The sequence below is a fragment of the Bifidobacterium sp. AGR2158 genome (genome assembly GCF_000424225.1).
Taxonomy (GTDB): domain Bacteria; phylum Actinomycetota; class Actinomycetes; order Actinomycetales; family Bifidobacteriaceae; genus Bifidobacterium; species Bifidobacterium anseris.
Genome location: NZ_AUJM01000011.1, coordinates 16,549 through 42,263, shown reverse-complemented (window position 1 = coordinate 42,263; position 25,715 = coordinate 16,549). Strand labels below are relative to the sequence as shown.

General features: G+C 65.2%; 18 protein-coding genes and 1 tRNA gene. 16 read left to right on the top strand and 3 right to left on the bottom strand.

The features are described from left to right. Positions 1–254: 254 nt before the first annotated feature. The 7 genes from G606_RS0100605 (at position 255) to G606_RS0100575 (ending at position 10,365) form a co-directional block, all read left to right on the top strand. On the top strand, positions 255–1,493 hold the full coding sequence (locus G606_RS0100605) for an argininosuccinate synthase (RefSeq protein WP_026644372.1): 1,239 nt from the start codon (positions 255–257) through the stop codon (positions 1,491–1,493). A 626-nt stretch (positions 1,494–2,119) separates the two neighbouring features. After that, positions 2,120–3,661 (top strand): argininosuccinate lyase, encoded by a 1,542-nt coding sequence (gene argH, locus G606_RS0100600; RefSeq protein WP_081663856.1) that lies wholly within the window; start codon positions 2,120–2,122, stop codon positions 3,659–3,661. A gap of 467 nt (positions 3,662–4,128) precedes the next feature. Next, positions 4,129–4,680, top strand: coding sequence for an HD domain-containing protein (locus tag G606_RS09275; RefSeq protein ID WP_051198395.1), 552 nt, complete (start codon positions 4,129–4,131; stop codon positions 4,678–4,680). A gap of 626 nt (positions 4,681–5,306) precedes the next feature. After that, on the top strand, positions 5,307–6,629 hold the full coding sequence (gene tyrS / locus G606_RS0100590; RefSeq protein WP_026644370.1) for a tyrosine--tRNA ligase: 1,323 nt from the start codon (positions 5,307–5,309) through the stop codon (positions 6,627–6,629). A 116-nt stretch (positions 6,630–6,745) separates the two neighbouring features. After that, complete coding sequence (locus G606_RS0100585) at positions 6,746–8,542, top strand: hypothetical protein (protein ID WP_026644369.1); 1,797 nt, start codon at positions 6,746–6,748, stop codon at positions 8,540–8,542. 7 nt (positions 8,543–8,549) lie between these two features. Continuing rightward, positions 8,550–9,617, top strand: a complete 1,068-nt coding sequence (locus G606_RS0100580; protein ID WP_026644368.1) for an HAD-IIA family hydrolase — start codon at positions 8,550–8,552, stop codon at positions 9,615–9,617. Continuing rightward, positions 9,607–10,365, top strand: a complete 759-nt coding sequence (locus G606_RS0100575) for a TlyA family RNA methyltransferase (RefSeq protein ID WP_026644367.1) — start codon at positions 9,607–9,609, stop codon at positions 10,363–10,365. Before G606_RS0100580 ends, G606_RS0100575 begins: the two co-directional genes overlap by 11 nt. 499 nt (positions 10,366–10,864) lie before the next feature. Here the strand turns inward: G606_RS0100575 and G606_RS0100570 are convergent, their stop codons facing one another. Then, on the bottom strand, positions 10,865–11,515 hold the full coding sequence (locus G606_RS0100570; RefSeq protein ID WP_026644366.1) for a potassium channel family protein: 651 nt from the start codon (positions 11,513–11,515) through the stop codon (positions 10,865–10,867). 429 nt (positions 11,516–11,944) lie between these two features. Next, positions 11,945–13,408 (bottom strand): TrkH family potassium uptake protein, encoded by a 1,464-nt coding sequence (locus tag G606_RS0100565; protein WP_026644365.1) that lies wholly within the window; start codon positions 13,406–13,408, stop codon positions 11,945–11,947. A 772-nt stretch (positions 13,409–14,180) separates the two neighbouring features. Here G606_RS0100565 and G606_RS09270 point away from each other — a divergent pair. The 3 genes from G606_RS09270 (at position 14,181) to G606_RS0100550 (ending at position 18,335) form a co-directional block, all read left to right on the top strand. Beyond that, positions 14,181–15,230 carry an NAD kinase gene (locus G606_RS09270; protein ID WP_081663855.1) on the top strand — a complete coding sequence of 350 codons (1,050 nt, stop codon included), beginning with the start codon at positions 14,181–14,183 and terminating at the stop codon, positions 15,228–15,230. A gap of 3 nt (positions 15,231–15,233) precedes the next feature. Then, positions 15,234–17,015: a DNA repair protein RecN gene (locus tag G606_RS0100555; RefSeq protein WP_026644364.1), complete on the top strand. Its 1,782-nt coding sequence runs from the start codon at positions 15,234–15,236 to the stop codon at positions 17,013–17,015. A 576-nt stretch (positions 17,016–17,591) separates the two neighbouring features. Beyond that, positions 17,592–18,335, top strand: coding sequence for an HAD family hydrolase (locus G606_RS0100550; protein WP_269208408.1), 744 nt, complete (start codon positions 17,592–17,594; stop codon positions 18,333–18,335). A 168-nt stretch (positions 18,336–18,503) separates the two neighbouring features. Here the strand turns inward: G606_RS0100550 and thrC are convergent, their stop codons facing one another. After that, a complete protein-coding gene (thrC, locus tag G606_RS0100545) occupies positions 18,504–19,991 on the bottom strand; it encodes a threonine synthase (protein WP_026644362.1) in 1,488 nt (495 codons plus the stop codon). Positions 19,992–20,226: 235 nt separating this feature from the next. Here thrC and G606_RS0100540 point away from each other — a divergent pair, with 235 nt between their 5' ends. From G606_RS0100540 to glmU, 6 genes are all read left to right on the top strand, one after another. After that, the gene (locus tag G606_RS0100540; RefSeq protein ID WP_026644361.1) at positions 20,227–21,540 is read left to right on the top strand and encodes a glutamate-5-semialdehyde dehydrogenase; all 1,314 of its coding nucleotides are present in this window, start codon (positions 20,227–20,229) and stop codon (positions 21,538–21,540) included. Positions 21,541–21,656: 116 nt separating this feature from the next. Further along, entirely contained in the window at positions 21,657–22,241 is a 585-nt protein-coding gene (locus G606_RS0100535; RefSeq protein ID WP_034523402.1) for a hypothetical protein, read from the top strand. A gap of 16 nt (positions 22,242–22,257) precedes the next feature. After that, complete coding sequence (nadD, locus tag G606_RS0100530) at positions 22,258–22,995, top strand: nicotinate-nucleotide adenylyltransferase (RefSeq protein WP_051198390.1); 738 nt, start codon at positions 22,258–22,260, stop codon at positions 22,993–22,995. 78 nt (positions 22,996–23,073) lie between these two features. Next, complete coding sequence (locus G606_RS0100525; RefSeq protein ID WP_026644358.1) at positions 23,074–24,093, top strand: ribose-phosphate diphosphokinase; 1,020 nt, start codon at positions 23,074–23,076, stop codon at positions 24,091–24,093. 68 nt (positions 24,094–24,161) lie between these two features. After that, a tRNA-Gln gene (locus tag G606_RS0100520) sits at positions 24,162–24,235 on the top strand. Positions 24,236–24,331: 96 nt separating this feature from the next. Next, positions 24,332–25,714, top strand: a complete 1,383-nt coding sequence (gene glmU, locus G606_RS0100515; protein WP_026644357.1) for a bifunctional UDP-N-acetylglucosamine diphosphorylase/glucosamine-1-phosphate N-acetyltransferase GlmU — start codon at positions 24,332–24,334, stop codon at positions 25,712–25,714. Position 25,715 lies beyond the last annotated feature (1 nt).

The window sequence follows — 25,715 nt, the reverse complement described above, 5'->3', positions numbered from 1 at the left end:
ATCGCGGAATCCCAGATGTGCCGAAGGTCATGAAAGACGACGCTCACGTTGATGGCGCGCTGATGGATCGCGTCCCCGACACCGCGTCGTCGCTGCCGTCATCGTCATCGTTGTCATCATCGTCTTACGGGTGGCACGTCGTTGCCGCTACCGGTAGCGAGGGGAGACGATGACGACGCCGTTGGTGGACACGGATGAATATTTATACAGAGGACTGTATATACTTATGAATATCTGAACAGAAAGGTCAACTCATGAGCGAACAGAATCGCATTGTGCTGGCGTATTCCGGTGGTCTCGACACCTCGGTCGCCATCCCGTACCTCAAGGACCGCACGGGCAAGGACGTCGTCGCCGTCTCACTCGACGTCGGCCAGGGCGGCGAAAGCCTCGAGACAATCAAGGAACGCGCGCTCGCGTGCGGCGCCGTCGAGGCGTACATCGTCGACGCGCGCGACGAATTCGCGAACGAGTACTGCATGCAGGCGCTCAAGGCGAACGCGATGTATGAAGGCGTGTACCCGCTCGTCTCCGCGATCTCGCGTCCGCTCATCACGAAGCATCTCGTGCGCGCCGCCCATCAGTTCGGCGCCGACACGATCGCGCACGGCTGCACCGGCAAGGGCAACGACCAGGTCCGCTTCGAGGTCTCGATCCAGTCGATCGACCCCGAACTCAAGGCCATCAGCCCGATCCGCGACCTGTCGCTGACGCGCGACGTCGAAATCGCCTACGCGAACGACCACAAGCTGCCGATCGTGCAGACCGAGAAGAGCCCGTTCTCGATCGACCAGAACGTGTGGGGCCGCGCCATCGAGACCGGCTTCCTCGAGGATCCGTGGAACGCGCCGACGAAGGACTGCTACTCCTACACCGACGATCCCGACTTCCCGCCGGTCGAGGACGAGGTCGTCATCGAATTCAAGCAGGGCGTGCCAGTCAAGATCGACGGCCGCGACGTCACCCCGCTGCAGGCAATCGAGGAGATGAACCGCCGCGCCGGCGCGCAGGGCATCGGCCGCGTCGACCTCATCGAGGACCGTCTCGTCGGGATCAAGTCGCGCGAGCTGTACGAGGCGCCGGGCGCGATCGCGCTCATCACCGCGCATCAGGAGCTCGAGAACATGTGCCTCGAACGCGAGCAGCACCGCATCAAGCGCGACATCGACAAGCGCTGGGCCGAGCTCGTCTACGACGCGCAGTGGTTCTCGCCGGCCGTCAAGTCGCTCAACGCGTTCATCAACGACACGCAGCAGTATGTCTCCGGCGAAATCCGCATGGTCATGCACGGCGGCCGCGCCGTAGTCGTCGGCCGTCGTTCCGCGGAATCGCTCTACGACTACAACCTCGCGACCTACGATTCCGGCGACACCTTCGACCAGAACGCGTCGAACGGCTTCATCGAGATCTACGGTCTGCCGACGAAGGTCGCCGCCGCGCGCGACGTCAAGTTCGGCAACGGCATCGAGGTTCCCGACAACGACGTCGAGTGACGTCGCACGCGCCGTCTGCGCGCACACCTCGAGCGGGGAGACGTCCGGCCGTCCGTGCTGGGCGTCTCCCCGCCCTTTTTGCAAACGTGCCTCGCACATGCGTCGGCGTTCGCTTACGGGTAGTGCGACGACGTGCGCTTACAGGGAGTATGTCGACGTTTGTGCATCGCGTACGGGCGGCACGTTGATGCCGTGCATCGCTTACGGGCGGCACGTCGTCGCTCGCTTACGGGCGGCACATCTCCTACCGGTAGCGCATTCTTCGTCGACCCTCGTCGACCTTTGTCGACTCATGCGTTACGGGTGGCACGTCCGTGATCGCTCGGCGATTCCAAAATGCGCGACGTCGATGATCGTTGCGGCGACGCGCATCCTGCTTACGGGTGGCATCGGTCGCCATGATGCATCCCGTAACGCCTGCATCGCCTGACGGTCGCGCGATAATCGATGATCGACGATTGACAATCGACGACGGATTTCTTCGAATATCGGTAGGATTGGGCATCGGCGGCAAGCACAGGCGCACGATGCGACGCGCGCCACCCGTAGCACACGTGCGCATGACGCGGCACGTCGTCGGCGCGACAACAAGAAGAACGCGACAACAAAGAAGACATGGAGACAACATGAGTGACGAACACATCGTCGAAACGACCGACATCGAGACCACGACGGCCGCGTCGCAGCAGCCGTCGGGCGAGCATCTCGCGCTGTGGGGAGGCCGTTTCTCCTCCGGTCCGTCGCCGGAGCTCGCGCTGCTGAGCAAATCCACGCAGTTCGATTGGCGACTCGCCGACGACGACATCGCCGGATCGCGCGCCCACGCACGCGCGCTCGGCCGCGCGGGCCTGCTCACCCCCGACGAGTTGCAGCGCATGGAAGCTGCGCTCGACGAGCTGCAGCGCCGCGTGGACAGCGGCGAATTCGCGCCGATCGAGGACGACGAGGACGAGGCGACGGCGCTCGAACGCGGACTCATCGACATCGCCGGCGACGAACTCGGCGGCAAGCTGCGCGCCGGCCGTTCCCGCAACGACCAGATCGCGACACTCATCCGCATGTGGCTGCGCCGCCATGCGCGCATCGTCGCCAAGCAGGTGCTCGCGCTCGCCGACGCGCTGTGCGAACAGGCGAAGGCGGCGGGACGCACGGTCATGCCGGGTCGCACGCATATGCAGCACGCGCAGCCGGTGCTGCTCGCGCATCAGCTCATGGCGCACGTGTGGCCGCTGCTGCGCGACGTCGAACGGTTCATCGACTGGGACGGCCGCGTCGACGCGAGCCCCTACGGCTCCGGCGCACTCGCAGGCAACACGCTCGGGCTGGAGCCGACGGCCGTCGCGCGCGAACTCGGTTTCACGAAGGTCACCGAAAACTCGATCGACGGCACGTCGAGTCGTGACCTCGTCGCCGAATACTCGTTCATCGCCGCGATGATCGGCGTAGACGTCTCCCGACTGTCCGAGGAGATCATCATCTGGAACACGCAGGAGTTCGGCTTCGTCACGCTCGACGACGCGTACTCCACTGGCTCGTCGATCATGCCGCAGAAGAAGAACCCGGACATCGCCGAACTCGCGCGCGGCAAGGCTGGCCGTCTCATCGGCGACCTCACTGGCCTGCTCGCGACGCTCAAGGGTCTGCCCACCGCGTACGCGCGCGACCTGCAGGAGGACAAGGAGGCGGTGTTCGACCAGACCGACACGCTCGAAGTGCTGCTGCCCGCGTTCACCGGCATGGTGCGCACGATGCGTTTCAACGCGCAGCGTCTCGAACAGGAGGCGCCGACCGGTTTCGCGCTCGCGACCGATATCGCCGAGTGGCTCGTTAAGAACGGCGTCCCGTTCCGCCACGCGCATGAGCTTTCCGGCGCATGCGTCAAGCTCGCCGAAAGCCGCCACGAGGAGCTGTGGGATCTGTCCGACGACGATTTCATCGAGATCTTCCGTGATTTCGTGCCGCCGGAGCAGGCGGTGAAGGTGCGCGAGGTGCTGTCGACCGAGGGGTCCGTCTCTGCGCGCGCCGGCAAGGGAGGCACGGCGCCGACGCGTGTGCGCGAACAGATCATGTCCGCGAAGTCGCAGATCGAACGTCTGCACGGCATGTTCCAGATCAAGAGCGACGGCATCGCCTACAAGGCGGCAGGCTCCCTCACGAAGAAGCAGTGACGCGCCCCGTCGAGGGACGTCCAAAGCAGGGGCGGTGCCACAGTGCGCCGCCCTTCCCGTCTGCACGCAGACATGTGCGCGTTCTTACGGGTGGTTGTTGTTGCGGGTAGCTGTCGTCGTTACGAGTGGTCGTTGTTGTTGCGGGCAGTCGTTGCTGTTACGAGTAGTCATCATCACGAGTGGCCATTGTTACGGGTAGTTGTCGTTACGGTAATCGTCGTTACAGGCAGTTGTCTCGCATAGGCGGTCATCGTTACCGGCGGCGCTCTTGCGAACATCCGTTGTTATGGGTGGCACTTTCTTTTACGGGTGGTCGTCGTTACGGGTGGCATCCCTTAACAGTGTCGAAGACGTCCCGCACGGGCACACGATCGCCATCGTGCATGCTTTGCGGGCAGTGCATCCTATGGGTTGTCGCTCTTACGGGCTGCGCCGACGCGGCCGTCTTAGTGGAAGGCTCGAAGCGGATGGATTGCAAAGGAGATCACGTGCTGAGTCGCGAGCGCATCGATACCATAGTGCGTCATTATGGGCGGGACATCCTGAAGCACGAGCATATGGAGATCGAAAGGAGAAGCCTGCAACACGGCGACGTCACGACGTATGAGCATTCGTTACGGGTGGCAGCGCTGAGCGTGTGGATCGCCGACCGGCTGCGCCTGTGGAATTGTGTAGATCTGCGCGCGCTCGTACGGGCGGCATTGCTGCACGACTACTTCCTTTACGATTGGCACGACGATGACGGCGGCAGTCATCGGCTGCACGGATTCCGTCATCCGTATACCGCGGAAGCCAACGCGCGCGCCGATTTCGAGCTCGACGACGTCGTCTTGAACAGTATTCGCACGCACATGTTTCCGCTGACGCCGGTGCCGCCGCGATATCTCGAGGGAGTCATCGTCAACGTCGCCGACACGGTGAGCGCCGTTCAGGAGACGATTGCGTCGCGACTGCGGCGTGTGCGGCGTACGCGTGCCGCCCGTAAGCACGAACAGGTGGGGGAGCGGTGCCGCCGGTAAGGCGAGAACGATGACGTTGAGGAGGTGGCGGTCGTCCCGATGACTGCGGCGTGCGGTGACGATTCGGATGGCTGCCGGTAAGAGGAAGAAAACAGGAGAAGATGCCGCCCGTAGCGTTGACGATGAGGAGAGATGAGCGCTGAAGTGCGTCGCTACGCAGTGCTTCCCGTAAGAGGAGTGCGACCTGTAAGAACGAGCTGCCCGTTGCTTGATGACGTCGGCAACGACCCGGGTGCAGGTGCTGCCCGTAAAAGAGGAGTGCTGCCCGTAAGAACGTGACGGCGCCAGAGAGTGCGGTGCTGTCCATAACGATCGGCGGTGTGCTCCCCGTAACGTACGGGATGCTTCCGGTAGTCTCGCGCAGGAGGTGCCTCCCGTAAGAGGATGCCTCTCGTAAGAACGTGCAGCCCGTAAGAATGTGCTGCCCGTAGCAAGTGCAGCCTGTAAGGGAAGGGCGGGCGCAGAGCGTCGTCGGGTTGTCGTTTGGTCGTCGCTCGTACGGCCGTTCGGGGAGCGCCGGGGCTGTCTGGGCAGTGTCGGCGAGGTGTGACACACTGACAATGTTTGCCCGCGCCGGGAGCAGGTCGGGGGAACACGTTCGAAAAATTCACAAGGAGATGTTTGGCATGGCTCACGTCATCGATTTCAAGGAAGCCGGATTCGACTCCGTGCTCGATGAATTGCAATGGCGCGGGTTGATCTCGCAATCCACCGACAGGGATCGACTCGCCGAGACATTGAACGGGGAGCCCATCCATTATTACTGCGGCTTCGACCCGACAGCGCCGTCGCTGCACATCGGCAATCTTGTGCAGCTCATCATCATGCGCCACCTGCAGGAGGCCGGACATCATCCAATCGCCCTCGTCGGCGGCGCCACCGGCCTTATCGGCGATCCGCGTCAGTCCGGCGAACGCATCCTCAACCCGAAGGACGTCGTCGAACAGTGGTGCGAGCGTCTGCGCATCCAGATCGGCGACATCCTCGTGCAGGAGGGCGACAACGCCGTGACCTTCGTGTCCAACTACGACTGGACCGCGACGATGAACGTGCTCGACTTCCTGCGCGACGTCGGCAAGAACTTCCGCGTCGGCACGATGCTGTCGAAGGACATCGTCGCTCGCCGTCTCAACTCGGAGGAGGGCATCTCCTTCACCGAATTCAGCTATCAGGTGCTGCAGGGCAATGATTTCCTGCACTTGTACGACCATTTCGACTGCGTCCTCGAGCTTGGTGGCTCCGACCAGTGGGGCAACCTCACATCCGGACTCGACCTCATCCACAAGGTGCGCGGCGTCAACGTCAACGTCATGGCCAGCCCGATCATCACCGACGCGACCGGCAAGAAGTTCGGCAAGTCCGAAGGCAACGCCGTCTGGCTCGACGCCTCGATGCTCAGCCCCTACAAGTTCTACCAGTTCTGGGTCAACCGTCCGGACGCCGAGATGGAGAGCCTGCTCAAGGCCTTCACGTTCCTGCCGAAGGCGCGCATCGAGGAGCTGCTCGAAGCCACCGAGACGAACCCGGGCGCCCGCGAGGCGCAGCGCGCGCTCGCATGGGAGGTCACGAGCCTCGTGCACGGCGACGACGCGACGTGTCAGGCCATCGAGGCCTCCACGGCGCTGTTCGGCCGCGGCGGCGACGTGGCCGAAATCAGCGAGGACATCCTCGAGGCCGCGCTCGAAGGACTCAAAGTCGAGGACGAGAACGGCGCCAAGGCCTTCGCGAAAGCCGCCGCCGGCGACCGCATCAGCGAAGCCGGCGTCCGGGCAGGTCTGTTCAAGTCGATCTCCGAGGCGAGGAAGACGATCAAGTCCGGCGGCGTGTACCTCAACAACGCGCGCGTCGGGGATGAGGAGCAGCTGCTCGGCGGCGACGATTTCCTGCAGGGACGCTTCGCGATCCTGCGCCGCGGCAAGAAGGCGCTCGGCGTCGTCGAACTCGGCTGATTTCTTGCACACCGACAGCCGAAACGACGGATCGGCATCGCCGATTGGCTACACTGGAAGACAATGACGGACGAGGCGGGCGCACATGCCCGCCTCTTGAATGAAAAGGTACGAACATGGCAGACGAACGCGGATCACAGCATCATTCCCAGGGCGGCAACCGTCGCTACGGATCGGGCAACGGCGGCCAGCGTCGCGGCTCCGGCGGCGGATTCCGTTCGCGCGGCGGCTCGAACTTCCGCCGCGGCGACCGCAATGGCGGCGGACGCAACTTCCACCGCAACGCGAACGGCGGCGGCAGGAATGATGATTTCCGCCGCGACGGCGAAGGCGGCGGCGACTTCCGTCGTGACGGCGACGGCCAGCGTCGTTTCCATCGCAACGGCAACGGCAACGACGGCCAGCGTTCGGGCAATCGTTTCCGTGGGCGCGACGACGAGCGCGGCGGTCAGCGTCGCGGCTTCCATCGTGGCGGCAACGGCGGTCAGCGTCGTGATTTCCGCCGCGGCGACGACGACCGTCGTGACTTCCGTCGTGACGGTGACGGCCAGCGTCGCAGCTTCCGCCGTGACGACAACAACGGTCACCGTGATTTCCACCGCGGCGAGCGCAACGGCAACGGCGATCGTCGCGATTTCCGTCGTGGCGACAACGATCGTCGCAACAACAACGGCGATCGTCGTGACTTCCGTCGTGGCGACAACAACGACCGTCGTGACTTCCGTCGTGGCGACAACGACCGCCGCAACAACAACGATCGTCGCGACTTCCATCGTGGCGACCGCAACAGCAACGATCGTCGCAACCCGCGCTACGACGGCGCCGAACGTCAGGCACACCACGAGCGCAAGCGCGCCGAATACATGTCGCACTCGCGCAGGAACTCGGACGGCACCGTCAGCTTCCCGTCGCAGAACCCGTACACGGACCGCCGTCCGGGCGAGCCGGTCATGCCCAAGGGCCTCGAATGGAGCATGCTGAGCAAGGATGAGCGCGAACGTCTGCGCGGACTTGCGAAGGAGCATGCCGAGAACATCGGTCTGCACATCCTCGCCGCGTACACGCTCGAGGCGAACGACCCGCAGGCGGCGCTCGCGCATGCCAAGTGGGCCGCCAAGCAGGCGTCGCGCGTCGACATCGCCCGCGAGACGCTTGCGATGGTCGCCTACCGTCAGGGCGACTACAAGCTCGCGCTGCGCGAATTCCAGACGGCGTTCCGCATGAACGGCTACCTCGACTACCTGCCGTTCATGGCCGACTGCGAGCGCGGACTGGGCAAGCCGAAGAAGGCCGTCGAGATCGCGCTGTCCGACAACGCCAAGCAGCTCACCGGCGAGGCGAAGGCGGAGATGTTCCTCGTCTACGCAGGCGCGCTCAACGACATGGGCATGGTCAATCAGGCGATCGAGGTCGTCTCCAAGCTCGTGCACGCCAAGGGACTCGCCGGCGAATACCGCATGCGCGCCGCGCAGGCCGAACAGTACTTCCTGACGAAGGCCGGACGTGATGACGAGGCCGTCGCGCTCGACGAACTCATCGACGATCTCGAGGCGCGCTACGCCGACGTAGACGAGGACGAGACGAGCGACGATTTCGTCGTCGACTACGACGTCGAGGATCTTCCGGAGGATCTGCAGGCGAAGCTCGGCGTGACGCCCGACGATGCGCAGTACGCGCCGCTGGACGACGAGGACGGCGTCAACATGGACGACGAGACGCGCATCCCCGAGGAGGAGCAGCGCGCCGGCGCCGAAATGGACATCGAACCCGCCCAGATGCAGGAACGCAACACGCGCCGCGACGAGGAAGGCGTGATGGGCGACCCCGATCTGACCGACGCCGAGGACGACACGGACGAGGAGGACGTCGAGGTCGGCGACTACGAAGAGCAGCTCAAGAGCGAAACGGAGTGAGCGCGGCGTGCTGAAACCAACGAACACGCCGTTGTCGCGGCGCTACCGTCTCGCCCTGCTCGACCTCGACGGCGTCGTCTACTACGGCAAGAAGCCGGTTGCACACGCCGCCGACGCCATCCGTGACGCCGAAGGCCGCGGCATGACGATCGAATACACGACGAACAATTCGTCGCGCATGCAGGAAACGGTCGCCGAACAGCTGCGCGGCTTCGGACTTGACGTCGACGCGTGGCAGGTGATCACGTCGTCCGTCGTCGCGGCGCGCATGGTCGCACGGCATGTCGAGGAGGGTGCCGACGTGTTCGTCGTCGGCGCCGACCATCTGCGCGACGAGGTGCGCAAGGCGGGACTGCGCATCGTCGACGCCGGCGTGGACGACGCGGGCGCCGCGCCCACCGCCGTCGTGCAGGGCTGGTATCCGCAGATGACATGGCAGCAGCTCGCCGAGGCGTCGTTCGCCGTCGAACGCGGCGCACGCTACTTTGTGACGAACCGTGATCTAACGATTCCGCGCGAACACGGCGTGGCGCCCGGCTGCGGCTCGATGATCCAGGCCGTCGTCAACGCGACGGGTGTCGGGCCGGTCGCGTCGGCGGGCAAGCCGGAGCCGGCGATGTACGACGAGGCGCGCATGCTCGCCGCACACGACGGCGAGGGCATGGTCTCGGTTACCGACAGCCTCGCCATCGGCGACCGTCTCGACACGGACATCGAAGCCGGCAACCGCGGCGGCTACGATTCGCTGCTCGTGCTCACCGGCGTCACCGATCCGGATCTGCTCATCCGCGCGCCGAAGGAGCTGCGGCCGACCTATGTGTCGCTCGATCTGCGCGGACTCAACGAGGCGCAGCCGGCCGTCACCTGCGAGCGCGGCGGCGGCGTGCGCGGCGACGTGTTCCGCTGCCGTGACGCGAAGGCGTGGTTCGCCGACGACGCGATCGCCGTCGATGATGTGACGAGCGTCGACGCGCTGCGTGCGGCGTGCGCGCTCGGCTGGGCGTTGCGCGACGACGGCGTCGACTTGGATGGCGTGATGCTGCCCTCGTTCTCCTTCGACGTCGATGGGGCGTGACGTGGGCGCGGACGAACGGCTTGACGTCGTGCTGACTGCGCGCGCGTTGGCGTCTTCGCGCGCCAAGGCGCGCCGGCTCGTCGACGACGGCCACGTGTACGTCGACGGCGTGCAGGCGCGCAAGGCATCGACGAAGGTGGGCGCGCACGCGCATATCGAGGTGCGTGGCGCCGACGACTACGTGTCGCGCGGCGCATACAAGCTGCTGGGCGCCTTCGATGTCTTCGCCGCCGAAGGGCTGACGGGTCCCGAGGGGCTCGACTGCCTCGACATCGGCGCGTCGACGGGCGGGTTCTGCGACGTGCTGCTGCGTGGGGGAGCGCGTCATGTGATCGCGTTGGACGTCGGCCATGGGCAGCTCGATCCGAGGATCGCCTCGGACGCGCGCGTCATCGAGATGAGCGGCGTCAACATCCGCGACGTCGACGCCGACGATTTGCCGTACCGCCCGCAGATGATCGTCTCCGACGTCTCCTTCATCTCGCTGACCTATGTGCTGCCGGTCGTAGCGCGGATCGCGGCGCCGGGGGCGCAGATCGTGCTGCTCGTCAAGCCGCAGTTCGAAGTGGGACGCGAAGGTCTCGGCAAACACGGCATCGTCACCGACCCGGCGAAGCGGCGCGCCGCCCTCGATCACGTCGTCGAATGCGCGCGCGCCTGCGACCTGCACGTCGTGGCGACCTCCCCATCGCCGATCGAAGGCACCCACGGCAATCTGGAGTACCTGCTCTACGCGCGAATGCCGTGATTCCGCGACGTACGTATCCGAGCGCTGTCTTACGGGCAGCGCTTTTTTGTTTACGGGATGCACTCTCTTACGGGCAGCGCACGCTCAGCGGGGCACATGCTTAGGGTGACGCGCTACGGGCAGCGCGTTTTGCTTACGGGTAGTGCGTTGCGTTATGGGTAGCATCTCTATCGGCAGCACTTTTGCTACGGGTAGTGCAACGTTACGGGATGCACATCGTTACAGGTAGCATGCTGTCCGTAAGCAAACGCTACCCGTAGGCACGCGCCGCTCCAAGCATGTGTCCGCTCCAAGCACGCGCTGCCCGTAAGAGGGTACAACCCGTAAGAAAAGATTGCCCGTAAGAGAATGCAGCAACCCATAAGAAAACGCAGCCCGTAGGCACGACGCAAGTCTGCGCTTACGGGCTGCGCATGAACGTGCCACCCGCAAGCGCAACTGCACTCGGCGGCACCCCAAGATCGCTCATCGAGACAAGCGCGGCGTGCTACCGGTAAGGTCAGCCGCGGATGAAGTGGTCGATCTGGTCCTGCTTGCCCATGATGATGAGTTCGTCGTTGCGGCGCAGCTCGAGGTCGTTGGAGGCGTACTGGAACTCATGTCCCGGCGATTTGACGCCGACAATCGTGATGCCGTAACGGTCGTGGATCTTCGCGTCGCCGATCGTATAGCCGACGAACTGGGACGGCGTGTGGATTTTGACGACGTTGTAGGCGCCTTCGAGCTCGATGTAGTCGAGGTAGTTGCCGGAGACGAGATGGCCGACGCGTTTGCCGGCGTCGGTTTCCGCATTGATGATGTGACGCGCGCCGATGCGCTGCAGGATGCGCGCGTGTTCCTTGGACACCGATTTCGCCCAGATGTCGGAGATGCCTGCGTCGAGCAGATTGCCTGCGGTGATGACGGATGCCTCGACGCTGTCGCCGATCGCGACGACGGCGATGTCGAAGTCCGCGGCGTTGAGCTGCTCGAGCGCGAGGACGTCGGTCATGTCCGCCTGGACCGTGGGGATCTGCGCGGACCAGCGGTTGACGAGTTCGGCGTCCTTGTCGACGGCGAGCACGTCCTGTCCCATCTCGTCGAGCGTCGTGGCGACCGCGCTGCCGAAACGGCCGAGTCCCACGACGAGCACGCTGCGATTATCTGCCATTGTGACCTCCTCTGGATTTGTGGGTGCTACCGGTAGTCGATACGTCGGCGGCGAGTTGCCCGCGCATCCGTTTTGTGTTCCGCTACAGCATGCTACCCGTAACGATGTGCATCCGGTAACGATGCGCTGCCGATAACGATGTGCTGCCGGTAGCGTTGCGCTGCCCGTAACGATGTGCGTCCCGTAACGATGATCAGGACGCCATCCGCGTGCATGTGGCCGTCGTCTGCAGACGACGTTGCGATGCTGCCCGTAGTCAATGTGCTACCCGTAGCGATGTGCTGCCCGTAATCGATACCTCCCGTAAGCAAATGCGGCAGGTGCTTCCCGTAAGCGGGCGCGGCGCGCGTGCCGCCCGTAAGCAACGGTGAGGCGAGGGAAACGCGAAGAACGCGCGCAGTGCGAGGAAAGAGAAATCGAAAAACTCGGTCAGCCGACGACGATCTGGTCGGTGGGGTAGCGCACGACCTCGCTTTGACGGGGGCGGCTCACGGCGTAGGCGAGCGTCATCGGTCCCATGCGTCCGACGATCATCGTCGCGGCGAGGATATACAGGGCGGCCGGGTCGTCCACGTTTGCGACGCCCACCGAATATCCGCCCAGACCGAACGCGGAGCACGCGTCGAACATCGCGTGGCTGAACGACGCGTCGGTGATGAGCATGAGCGCCATCGAGGCGACGAGCACGAGCGCGAAGCAGGCGGTCGTGATGCTCACCGCCGTCATGACGACGTGCGTATGGATGCGCCGTTTGAACGCGGTGACGTCGCTGTGCCCGGTGAACGCGGCCTTGCACACGAGCAGGATGACGGCGAAGGTCGTCACGCGGATGCCGCCGGCCGTCGACGTGCTTCCGCCGCCGATGAACATGACGACGCTCATGAACACCTTCGTCGCCTCGCTCACCTGCGGCACCCAGGACAGGTCGAAGCCGCTCGAACGCGGCATGACGGCGGCGACCATCGCACGCCGCATGCGCGTTTCGACGTCGGCGTACTTGAACAGCGCCGGATTGTCCCATTCGACCGTGAGGAACCAGATGAGGGACGCGAACACGATCGCGAAGGTCGTCACGAGCGTGATCTTCGTATGCAGGCTCCACCGTTTCGGACTCTGGTGGCGGCGCGCCGTGCGGTAGATGTTGAGGATGACGGGGAAACCGAGGGTGCCGCAGAACGCGGAGAGCATGATCGGCATGCCGACCGCCCAGTTGTCGACGTACAGGCCGGCGCCGTCGGGCGTGAAACCGGCGTTGTTGTACGCCATCACGGCGAAGAAGAGCGATTCCCACAACGTGCTGCCGACGTCGCCTTTGTTGACGTGGAACAGGCCGGGGAACAGGGCGATGAACGTGACGAGCTCGATGACGAAGGTCGTTGTGAGGACGACGGTCAGGACGCCGCGGATCTCGCTGAGCTTGTTCGTGCCGAGTTCGTTCGCCGTGAGCAGACGCTGTATCGCCTTGAGGTGATGGTTGACCGCGAGCGCGATGAGCGACGCGAAGGTCATGACGCCGAGGCCGCCGAGCTGCACCGAGAAGATGAGCACGGCCTGCCCGAAGTACGTCCAGTGCGTCGTGGTGTTCACGATCGAGATTCCGCAGGTGGACAGCGCGGACACCGCCGTGAAGAACGCCGTGGAGAATTCGGTCTTCTCGCCCGGCTGCGTGGCTATCGGCAGCAGCAGCAACCCCGTCGAGACGCTGATGAGCAGCAGGAAGTAGAGGATCGTCAGTCGTCCCGGATGCGAATTGAGCCGGTAGGAGAGCGAACGTTTGAGTGGACGGCGTTCGTTAGCGGCTGCTTGTTCGAAGGTGTCGCCGGAGAACCACCAGGCGTATCCCTTCGACGCGTCGCTGTTCGACGCCGATTCGTCGAACAGGAGATTGGCCATGCTGCCTCCGATTGGTCGCCATCCGTGTTGTCGATACGCTGCCATTGTAGATGGGTCGGCGACGTTTCGCCCACTCGCGCGTGCTTTTTGTCCGACGTGCGCAAGCCCGCCCCGACGTCGCTACGGGTTGCGCGTCGCCTTACGGGACATACGTCGTGTGTCGTCTTACGGGATGTGGATTGCCTACGAACTGCACATCGTATGTTGTCTTACGGGACGTACGTTGTTTTATGTGATGCGCGTGATTCTCTACGGGACGCACATCGTTTACGGGATGCACGCTGCGCGTTGCTTTAGGGGATGCGCGCTGCCTTACGGGATGCGCATCGTATGTCGTGTCGTCTTACGGGATGCACGTGATCTCGAATATCTCGAGTCTCGTGATGGCCGCGTGCAACCCGTAATGAGCGACGGCTGCCCGTAAGGATGCCGCTGCCCGTAGCAACGATGCCACCCGTGGCGATGATGCTGCCCGTAACGATGCGGCAGCCCGTAACGATGGCGGGGCGATGCTGCCGCCCGTAACGATGCCGCGGCGATGCGACTACCCGTAACGAGGTGCAGCCCGTAGCGACGTCATGACGATGCTGCCCGTAACGATGCTGCCCGTAACGAAGTGCTGCCCGTAACGATGCTGCCCGTAACGAGGTGCTGCCCTTAACGACGCGTGCGGCGACGGCGCACCCAGCGGCGGCGACCGTCGCGTTCCTGTCGCGCACGGCACAGCGTCCATTACACTGTGAGGGGAAACATCATGCGTAAAGGGGTGTCCATGCAGGCAGCGGAAACGAGAGGGTCGCGCCATGTCGTCGTCGTGACCCACGAAAGGCTCCGGCGCAGCGCGGTCGTCGAGAACGCGATCGCGCAGCTGCGAGACGAGGGATTCGACGTCGCCGTCATCGACAACACGGAGGCGCCCGACTTCGGTTCGCCGTCGCCGAAGGTCGCCCCGGACACCGAGATCGTGCTCGTGCTCGGCGGCGACGGCACGATCCTGCGCGCCGCCGAACTCGTCACCTGCACGGACGTGCCCATCCTCGGCATCAACATGGGCCATGTCGGCTTCCTCGCCGAGTTTGAGAGCTTCCAGATCCATGAGGCGATCCACCGCATCGCCGTGCACGACTACACAATCGACGAACGCATGATCGCGCATGTGGACGTGTGGCTGCCCGGCGCGCAGGAGCCGCTCGGCGACTGGGCGCTCAACGACATCACGATCGAACGCGCCGACCGCGGCAAGATGGTCGAGCTGTCGATCGCCGTCGACGGTGTGGCAATGAGCTCCTTCGGCTGCGACGGCATCATCGTCTCCACGCCGACCGGCTCGACCGCGTATGCGTTCTCCGCGGGCGGCCCGATCATCTGGCCGACGGTGGAGGCGCTGCTGCTCGTGCCGCTCGCGGCGCACGCGCTGTTCTCCCGGCCGATCGTCATCGGCTCGGATTCGACGTTCTCCATCCGCATCGACGACGATTCGACATCCGACGGCTGGATCTGCTGCGACGGACGCCGCCAGCGGCCGCTGCCGCGCGGCGCGCGCGTCGATATCCGCCAGTCGTCCGGACGGCTGCGTCTGGCGCGGCTGTCCGACGCGCCGTTCACGAGTCGACTCGTCACGAAGTTCAACCTTCCGGTCGTCGGGTGGCGCGACCTGCATCCGGCGGGCGGCGCGCGCGTCGACACGTCGCTGCGCGGGCAGGGCGATTTCGACGATCCCGAAAACGCGGACATGGCAACGACGGGCGATGCGTCGACGAACGATGCAGCATCGACGAACGGCGCATCAGCGACCGGCGCCTCGACGGAACAGGAACGGTGACAGGTGCTCGAAGAACTCGAACTGCGTGATCTCGGACCGATCAGGGAAGCGAAGCTCGTTCCCGCGCGCGGCATGACATCGATCACCGGCGAGACCGGTGCCGGCAAATCGATGCTGCTCAGCGCGATCAGGCTCATCTCCGGAGGCGCCGCCGACGCCGGCCGTGTCTCCGCGGGCGCGAAGCAGGCGTGGGCGCAGGGCATCTTCCTCGTCAACGACGGCGACGCAGCGCTCACAATCGCCGAACAGGCGGGCGCGGCGGCCGACGACGGGGAGGTCTTCGTGTCGCGCACGGTGCCCGCGTCGGGACGTTCGCGCGCCGTCCTGTGCGGCAGGACGGTGCCGAAATCGGTGCTCGCATCGCTCGCGGCGGAACTCATCACCATCCATGGGCAAAGCGACCAGCTGCGCCTCGCATCGCCGGCGAGGCAACGCGAGTTCCTCGACCGCTGCGCGGACAACGGCAGGCAGCGGCGCACCTACGCGAAGGCGTGGAACACGTACCGCGAAATTGACGACCGTCTGCGCAGACTCAGCTCGCAGGAATCGTCGATGCGTCAGCAGGCGGACTATCTGCGCGAATCGATTGCGCGCATCGACCGCGTCGACCCGCAGCCGGGCGAACTCGAGGAACTCAAAGGCCAACGCGAACGCATCGAACACGCCGCGCAGATCAACGCGGGCGTCGCCGGCGCGCTCGCGGCGCTCGACTCCGCACAGGGCGACGGCGACGACTACCGCGGCGCCGACGAGCTTGTCCGCTACGCGTCGCAGGCGCTGCGCAACATCCGCCTGGGCGGCGTGTTCGAACAGTGCGCTGACCGTCTCGATTCGCTGCAGGCGGAACTCGAGGACATCTCGTTCACGTTGTCGCAGCAGCTCGACCTCGACGAGTCGGGGGAGGACCTCGACACGATCAACGGGCGCATCCACGAACTCGACGAGCTCACGCGCCGATGGGGGCCGACGCTCGACGACGTCATCGCATGGCGCGACAAGGCGCGTTTCGACGTGGAGGATCTCGACGCGTCTCCCGAAAAGCTCGGTGAGCTCACGGCGGAACGCGAACGCTGCCTCGACGCCGCACGCAAGGCGGCCGTCGTGTTGACGAAGACGCGCGAGCGCGCCGCGAAACGACTGTCGAAGGACGTCGACGGCGAACTCGCGCAGCTTGCGATGGCCGGCGCATCACTGACGATCGACGTGCATGCGCGCGACGGCGCCGACGCGCTCGACGCGAACGGCGGCGACGACGTCGAATTCCTGTTCACGCCGTTCAAGGGATCGCCGGCGCTCGCGATGGGCAAAAGCGCGTCCGGCGGCGAACTCAGCCGTCTCATGCTCGCGCTTGAGCTGTCATGCGCCGGCGAACGCGCGTCCGGCGAGACGGACGGTGCGGAGAGTGGTACGGGTAGCGCTGATGATGGTACGGGTAGTGCGGATGGTGCCGCGGATGACACGGTTCCGTCGATGACCTTCATCTTCGACGAGGTCGACGCCGGCGTGGGCGGCAAGGCCGCGGTCGAGCTCGGCAGAAGGCTTGCGCGGCTTGCGCGGCATGCGCAGGTGATCGTCGTGACGCATCTGCCGCAGGTCGCGTCGTGGGCCGACAGCCAGTTCGTCGTCGGCAAAAGCGAGGACGGCGACGGCGTCGTGAGCACGCATGTGCGCGAGGTCATCGGCGATGCGCGCACCGAGGAGATCGCGCGCATGCTCGATGGCAGCACGACCCCCACCTCCCTCGAACACGCCAGGGAACTCCTGGCAGCCTCCCGTCTGACCTGACTGTGAGCGCCGCCGTCGCGTGTGTTTCGTGTCCCATGTCTCGCTACGGGTAGTGCTACGGGTAGCGCTACAGGTAGTCGTCGTTGTGATCGTTACGGGTAGTCATCGTGTTGATTACGGGCAGCAGCTGCTGTGAGCAGTCGTCATTGATTACAGGAAGTCGTCGCCAATCAGGAGTGGCCGTTGCTACGGGCAGTGGCTGCTACCGGTAGTGATCGTTGATTACGGGCAGTCATGCTGTGCTACGGGCGGCCAACATCAGTTACGGGCGGCGACTGCTACCGGTAGCCGTCTGCCGCGTGACGCAATCGTCGTTACGGGTGGCGAACGCTGACGGCGACGTTCGCCGCTACCGGTAGCGATGCGCGTTACAGGTAGCGGACGCTGCTACCGGTAGCAGTAGTTGCTGCCGCTAACGGTCGTCGTTACGCGTGGTCGTGCTGCTACCGGTAGCGTGATGACAAGCGCAAAACGAACGACGACAGTCAGAAAAGGACGTCAACAAATCAGTGAATCAACAAATCAGTGAATCAGTGAGTCAGTGAGTCAGTAAATCAGTAAAAGGAGAAGAAGAGCATGGGCACGATTCCTATGGGAGGCACGTCGGCGGGCAACGTCGCTACCGGTAGCGGCATCAACGTCGACGATGGCGACGGCGTCGTCGACAATTCGGGACGCGCCGCGATCTTCGACCTGGACGGGACGCTGCTCGATTCGATGGGCGTGTGGGATCGGATCGATGAGGAGTTCCTCGCCAAACGCGGCATCGCGGTTCCCGACGACTACATGGCGAAGGTGAGCGCCATGCAGTTCATGGAGATCGCCGAATACACCATCGAGCGTTTCGGGTTGCACGACACGCCGCAGGCGCTCGTCGACGAGTGGAACGCCATGGCGGAGGGGATGTACGCGCAAATCGTCGAGCCGAAGCCGCATGCCGTCGAATATCTGCGTGCGCTCAAGGACAGCGGCGCAAAACTCGCCGTCGCCACGACGATGCTGCCGAATCTGCGGACGCCTGCGCTGAGTCATGCGGGGATGATCGATTTGTTCGACGCCGTCGTCGGCGTGGACGATGCGGGCGATCGGGGCAAGGAGCATCCGGACGTATATCTGCTGGCGGCGAAGAAGGTCGGCGTCGATCCACGGCATTGCACGGTGTTCGAGGATTTGTTCGCCGGTATGCGGTCGGCGAAGTCGGTGGGGATGCAGGTGTGGGCCGTGCATGACGACTCGTCGGATCATGCTTGGGCGCGCATCTGCGCGCTCGCCGACGGCGTACTGTTCGATTTCGATGACGCGCCGCGCCGGCTGCGTTGAAATTCGATGAAAGGGGAGTGCTACCGGTAGCGGCATCGGCTGTCGTCGCTACCGGTAGCGACGTGCGTCCCGTAGCGATGTGCTGCCCGTAACGACGTGCTGCCCGTAACGATGAAGAACGCCCGCAGTCGGGGACTGCGGGCGTTCTCAGGTCAAGGGCGGCGGCCATCAGAGCCGGTCGGCGCTTTGTTCGACGTAGTGGCCCATGTCGGAGATCTCGACGCAGTCGCGGAAGCGCACGTCGGCGGTTTCGAGGGCGCGCAGCATCGTGGGAATCTCGGTGCCGGTCTTCTCGCTCAGTTCGTCCATGCATTCGAAGTCGGTACCGTCGTGCTTGAGGCCGAGCGCCTCGTTGACGACGCGCGGGAACTTGTACGGGCTGGCGGTGCTCAGCAGCACGCGCGGCACGCCGGCTTCGGCGGGCATCTGGTTCATGACGAAGTAGCCGCAGGCGGTGTGCGGGTCGAGCACGTAGCCGTGTTCGTCCCAGCATTCGGCGATCATCTGGCGCACCTGGTCCTCGTCGGCCCAACCGGTGGCGAACAGGCGGCGGATCTGGACGAGCAGCTCCGGCGGCACTTCGAAGGCGCCCCATTCGTTAAGGTCGTTCATCAGGTAGGCGGTCAGGCGCGGGTCCTTCTCGCTCATGTAGTAGAGCATGCGTTCGAGGTTCGAGGAGACGAGGATGTCCATCGACGGCGAGATCGTCTCGTAGAACGGGCGCTTGCGGTTGTAGGTGCCGGTCGTCAGGAAGTCGAAGAGCACGTTGTTCCTGTCAGAGGCGACGACGAGCTGGCGCACGGGCAGGCCGAGCATCTTCGCGTAGTAGCCGGCGAGCACGTCGCCGAAGTTGCCGGTCGGCACGACGAAGTCGACCGCGTCGCCGACCTTGATCGCGCCGGCCTCGAGCAGCTGCGCGTACGCGGAGAAGTAGTAGACGACCTGTGGCACGAGGCGGCCGACGTTGATCGAGTTGGCCGACGAGAGCACGACGTGCGCGTCCCTTTCGAGGCGCGCGGCGAGCTCCTTGTTGCCGAAGATCTTCTTGACGGTGGACTGCGCGTCGTCGAAGTTGCCTTCGACCGCGCACACGTTGACGTTGCCGCCCGTCTGCGTCGTCATCTGGAGTTCCTGCACACGGCTGACGCGGCCCTGCGGGTAGAAGACGGTGATGCCGGTGCCCTCGGCGTCGGCGAAGCCGGCGAGCGCGGCCTTGCCGGTGTCGCCGGAGGTGGCCGTGACGATCATGATCTTCTCGTCCGGGTCGCCGTCGGCCGGCGTCGTGCGCGCCATGAAGCGCGGCAGGATCTGCAACGCGACGTCCTTGAACGCGCAGGTGGGGCCGTGGAACAGTTCCATGACCCAGTCCTCGCCGAGCGGCCTGACCGGCGTGATGCGCCCGTCCGACCATTGCGGCCCGTAGGCCTTTGCGATGCATTCCCTGAGTTCGTCCTCGCCGAAGTCGTCGAGGAGCACGGAAAGCACGTCGTAGGCGATGTCCTGATAGCTCTTGCCGGCCAGATCGTCGATGGGGACGAGGCGTTCGCCGAGTTCGTCGGTGACGAACAGGCCTCCGTCGTCCGCGATGCCCTTGCGGATCGCCTGCTTCGAGGTCAGTGAGTCGGTCGTGCTGCGTGTGCTGTGGAACTTGTTCACTCGTCCGTCCTTAACAATGTAGGAAGATGGCAGTGTGTGGATGATTTTCAGTATAGGCTTCACCAACGAAAGCCACGGGCGCGCTGTCCGTGTTGCGGAACGCGCGGCCGTGCGTGATGCTTATGCGATGCGCGCGCGATGTATGCACGATATAAAGAGAAAACGTGTGCATGATGCGTGGACGATGCGTGGACGATGCGCCGCATGAGGGCATGGCGTCCACTAATGTGCAAGTATGACGAACACACAGAGCGAACACAACAAGGTCAGCGACGACGTCTTCGACGCGGTGTGCGCGATGGCCGACCGTGCCGGGGCCGCGCAGGCGAAGCTCGCGAAAGCCACGACCGACGTCAAGAACGGCATCCTCGAGGCGATCGCCGACGCGCTCGACGCGCGCGCCGACGAGATCGCCGGGGCGAACTCCCTCGACATGGAGCAGGCCTTCGCCGAAGGCATGGACGCCGGCAAGCTGGACCGTCTCAAGTTCGACGTGACGCGCATCGCCGCGTCGGCGAACGACATGCGCCACGTCGCGACGCTGCCCGACCCGGTCGGCCAGGTCGTGCGCGGCTTCGAGGCGCCCAACGGCCTGCGTCTGCAGCAGGTGCGCGTGCCGATGGGCGTCATCGGTATGATCTACGAGGCGCGGCCGAACGTGACCGTCGACGTCATCTCGCTGTGCATCAAGTCCGGCAACGCGGCGATCCTGCGCGGCGGCCATGCGGCGCAGCGCACGAACGCGGCGACGCTCGCAATCGTCGCGGACACGCTGCGCGAACTCGGCTTCGACGACGCGCTCGTCGGCACCGTCGACGCCTACGGCCGCGAGGGCGCGACCGCGATGATGGAAGCGCGCGGCCACATCGACCTGCTCGTGCCGCGCGGCAGCGCCAGGCTCATCCAGGCCGTCGTCGAGAACTCGAAGGTCCCGGTCATTGAGACCGGTGCCGGCAACGTCCACATCTACGTCGATCGTTCCGCCGACCTCGCCAAGGCCATTCCGGTCATCCTCAACGCGAAGACGCAGCGCGTCGGCGTGTGCAACGCCGCCGAGAAGCTCATCGTCCACCGCGACGTCGCCGACGAGTTCCTGCCGGCCGTGGCGCGCGCGCTCGCGCAGGAGGACGTCGTCATGCACGCCGACGAGGTCGCCTACCGGATCATCGGCGATGCGAACATCCGCGACATCAAGCTGTTCGAGGCTGACGAGGCCGACTGGGGCACCGAGTACCTCGCCCTTGAGATCGGCGTGCGCGTCGTCGATTCGATGGATGAGGCGATCGCGCACATCAACCGCTATTCGACGCATCACACCGAGGCGATCCTCGCCGAGGACTACGGCGCGATCGAACGGTTCACGAAGGACATCGACTCGGCGGTCGTCATGGTCAACGCCTCCACGCGCTTCACCGACGGCGGTGTGTTCGGCTTCGGCGCCGAACTGGGCATCTCCACGCAGAAGATGCATGCGCGCGGCCCGATGGGTCTGCAGGAGATGACGACGACGAAGTGGATCGGCTGCGGCACGGGTCAGGTGAGGGCATGAGCGACGACGTGAACGACGTCGACGTGAACGACGCCAATATGAACGACGTTGACGCGCACGCCGCCGCGCGCGCGGCCGCCGGCGGCGCCGACGTGACCTGCGGCGTGCGCGACGGCATGCCGACCGTCACCTTCGACGACGCCCACGTGCTCGCGAACCCGTGGGGCGTCGACCTCGCCGACCGGCGCAACCTGCTCAAGGTCGCCTCCGAACGGCTCAGCCTCGTGCGCTACGTGTTCCTCGTGCAGATCGAGGATGGCATCGCCTCGGCGGGGCAGCGCGCGTCGCTCGAGTACGCCGACGCGGTGCTCATCGGCTGGCCGGAGACGGACGCCGACGACGTCGTGGAGGTCGACGACGAACGCTACCGCGACGTCGTCGAGCAGATCGTGCTCATGGAGGACTACATCGACCGTTTCCGCTCGATGGAACGCGACAACGACATCGACGGCATGACCGACACACTCATCCGCATCACCGAGCGCGTCGCCCATGTGCGCCGCGCGTTCCAGCCGTCCTTCCTGCTGCCGACCTTCGCCGAGATCCGGCGTGTCGTGCAGGACGAGTGGAACGAGGACATGGGTAAGATCGATCCGGACGGCGAGGCCGCCGACGACCGCGCGCAGGAACTGACGCTGCAGCAGGAGATCGACCGCGTCGCCGCGGACAGCGCCGCGGCGGACGCCCAGGAGAAGCACTGACATGACGTATGCCGACATGACGAACGACGTCCCCGCCGACGCCGATGCCGTGGCCGACGCGGCCACTGGCGCGCCGCGTCGCATGGCCGAGCTGTCCGTGACCGACGCGGCGACGGCGCATCTCGTCTCGCCGCCCGGGCGCCGCTCGCCGCGCGGCAACTGGCATGCGCGCCCGCGCATCGGCATCATGGGCGGCACCTTCGACCCGATCCACAACGGCCACCTCGTCGCCGCCTCCGAGGTCTCGTGGGTGTACGACCTCGACGAGGTCGTCTTCGTGCCGACCGGACGGCCGGTGTTCAAGCTCGACAAGCATGTGACGAACGCCGAGGACCGCTATCTGATGACCGTCATCGCGACCGCGTCGAACCCGAAGTTCACCGTTTCGCGCGTCGACATCGACCGTCCCGGCGTCACCTACACGATCGACACGTTGCGCGATCTGCGCGCGCTGTACCCGGACGCCGAGCTGTTCTTCATCACCGGCGCGGACGCCGTCGCCGAGATCATGCGATGGAAGGATGTCGAGCAGATGTTCCGCATCGCGCATTTCGTCGCCGTCACGCGCCCCGGCTATTCGTCGGCGGTCACGCTGCCGGCCGGACGCGTCGACATGCTCGAGATCCCGGCGCTGGCGATCTCGTCGACCGATGTGCGCGAGCGCGCGACGCACGGCGAGCCAGTGTGGTATCTCGTGCCCGACGGCGTCGTCCAGTACATCGGCAAGCACGGCCTGTACCGCACGTGCGACTGAACGCGCGCGCCGGCGCACGTCAGCTGTCGGCACTACACTGAGGACACGGTTACGAACCAACTGACGTTTGGAGATACGGTGAGCGCAATCCTCGAAGGCAAACCAGACAAGAACCTGATACTCGTCACCGGAAGGGCGCATCCCAAGCTCGCCCGGGACGTCGCCGACCAGCTCGGCATCGACGTGCTCGAGACGACCGCCTACGATTTCGCGAACGGCGAGATGTACGTGCGATACACCGAGTCCGTGCGCGGCGCCGATGTCTTCGTGCTGCAGAGCCACAGCAGCCCGGTCAATCAGGCGATCATGGAGCAGCTCATCATGATCGACGCCCTCAAGCGCGCGTCGGCGCGTTCGATCACCGCCGTCAGCCCGCTGCTCGGCTATTCGCGTCAGGACAAGAAGCACCGCGGCCGTGAGCCGATCTCATGCCGTCTGGTCTTCGACCTGCTCAAGACGGCCGGTGCCGACCGCATCATGAGCGTCGACCTGCATGCCGCGCAGTCGCAGGGCTTCTTCGACGGCCCGGTCGACCATCTCATCGCGATGCCGGTGCTCGTCGACTACATCCGCGACCGCTTCTCCAACCAGCTCGACAACGTGACCGTCGTCTCCCCGGACGCCGGCCGCATCCGCGTCGCCGAGCAGTGGGCGCAGCGCCTCGGCGGCGGCCCGCTCGCCTTCGTGCACAAGACGCGCGACATCACGCGGCCGAACCAGGCCGTCGCCAACCGCGTCGTCGGCGACGTCAAGGGCAAGGACTGCGTGCTCGTCGACGACCTGATCGACACGGCCGGCACAATCGCCGGCGCGTGCAAGGTGCTGCAGGAGGCCGGCGCGAAGTCGGTGACCGTCGTGGCGACGCACGGCGTGCTCTCCGGGCCGGCCGTCGAACGGCTCAAGAGCTGCGGGGCACGCGAGGTCGTGCTCACCGACACGGTGCCGATCCCCGAGGAGAAGCGCTGGGACGGCCTGACGGTGCTGTCGATTGCTCCGCTGCTGGCGAGCGCGATCAAGGCCGTGTTCGAGGACGGCTCGGTCGCCGAGCTCTTCGAGACCTATCCCGAGCATCACGGGCAGGGCTTCCTCTTCGCCTGATCGGGCGGGGGAGGACCTGTGGTCCGGCCCTATGGCATAATGGATACTTGGCGGGCGCGACCCGCCGTTCCCCCATGGTGTAATGGCAGCACACGGGTCTTTGGAACCCTTTGTCTTGGTTCGAGTCCAGGTGGGGGAGCCAGCGGCGTCCGCATCCGGCTTTCGACGTTTGGATGCGGACGCCTTTCGCATCAGGGATCATGACGGGCCATCGGCCCAATCCACCAAAGGAGAACAGATGACGGTAACCGCCGCAATCGTGCTGGCAGCCGGCGAGGGCACGCGCATGCGTTCGTCGAAGCCGAAGGTGCTGCACACCTTCGCGGGAAAGACCTTCCTCGAACGCGTCATGTCCTCCGTCGAGGCGCTCGGGTCCGAGACGCTCGCCGTCGTCGTGCGTCATCAGGGCGAACGCGTCGCCGAGGCGGCGCGCGGCTACGACCCCGACGTGACGATCGTCGAACAGGACGACATCCCCGGCACCGGCCGCGCCGTGCAGTGCGCGATGCGCCGCCTGTCGCCCGACGGTGGCCTCGATGGCGACGTGCTCATCACGGCCTCGGACATGCCGTTGCTCGACACGGAGACGCTGCGCGCGCTGCTTGACTACCATGCGGCGAGCGGCGACGACGCGACAGTGCTCACGACGGTGCTCGACGACCCGACCGGTTACGGCCGCATCATCCGCGATCCCGACGGCGACGTCCTCAAGATCGTCGAGCAGAAGGACGCGAACAGCAGCGAGCTGGCGGTGCGCGAGGTGAACACGTCGGTGTACGTCTTCGACGCGCATGTGCTCGCCGACGCGATCGCCGACCTCGACGCGGACAACGCGCAGGGCGAGTTCTATCTGACTGACGCGCTCAAGGCGGCCAAGGCGAGCGGCAAGGTCGGCGCCTTCGCCGCGCCCGACCCGTTGAGCGTCGAGGGCGTCAACGACCGCGTGCAGCTCGCCGCGCTCGCCCGCGCGCACAACATGCGCGTGTGCGAACGTTGGATGCGTGAGGGCGTGACGATCCTCGATCCGTCGACGACGTGGATCGAGGACGACGTGACGATTGGCGCGGACGCGACGATCCTGCCCGGCTGCTTCCTGCAGGGGCGCACCGTCGTCGCCGAGGACGCCGTCGTCGGCCCCTACACGACGCTCATCGACGCGACCGTCGACGCCGGCGCGCACGTCGAACGTTCGCGCGTGCAGGAGTCGCACATCGGCCGCGACGCGACGATCGGCCCGTGGACGTATCTGCGCGCCGGCAACGACTTGGGCAAGGGGTCGAAGGCGGGCGCCTTCGTCGAGATGAAGAAGGCGCACATCGGCGACGGCACGAAGGTGCCGCATCTGAGCTACGTGGGCGACGCCGACCTCGGCGAGCGCACGAACATCGGCGGCGGCACGATCACGGCGAACTACGACGGCGTGCACAAGAACCACACGACGATCGGCTCGGACGTGCACATTGGCGCCGGCAACCTCTTCGTCGCGCCGGTCGAGGTCGGCGACCACGTCACGAGCGGCGCCGGATCAGTCATCCGCCATGACGTGCCGGATGACGCGATGGTCTATTCGGAGAACACGCAGCACATCGTGCAGCATTGGAAACCAGCTTGGGAGCGTTGAT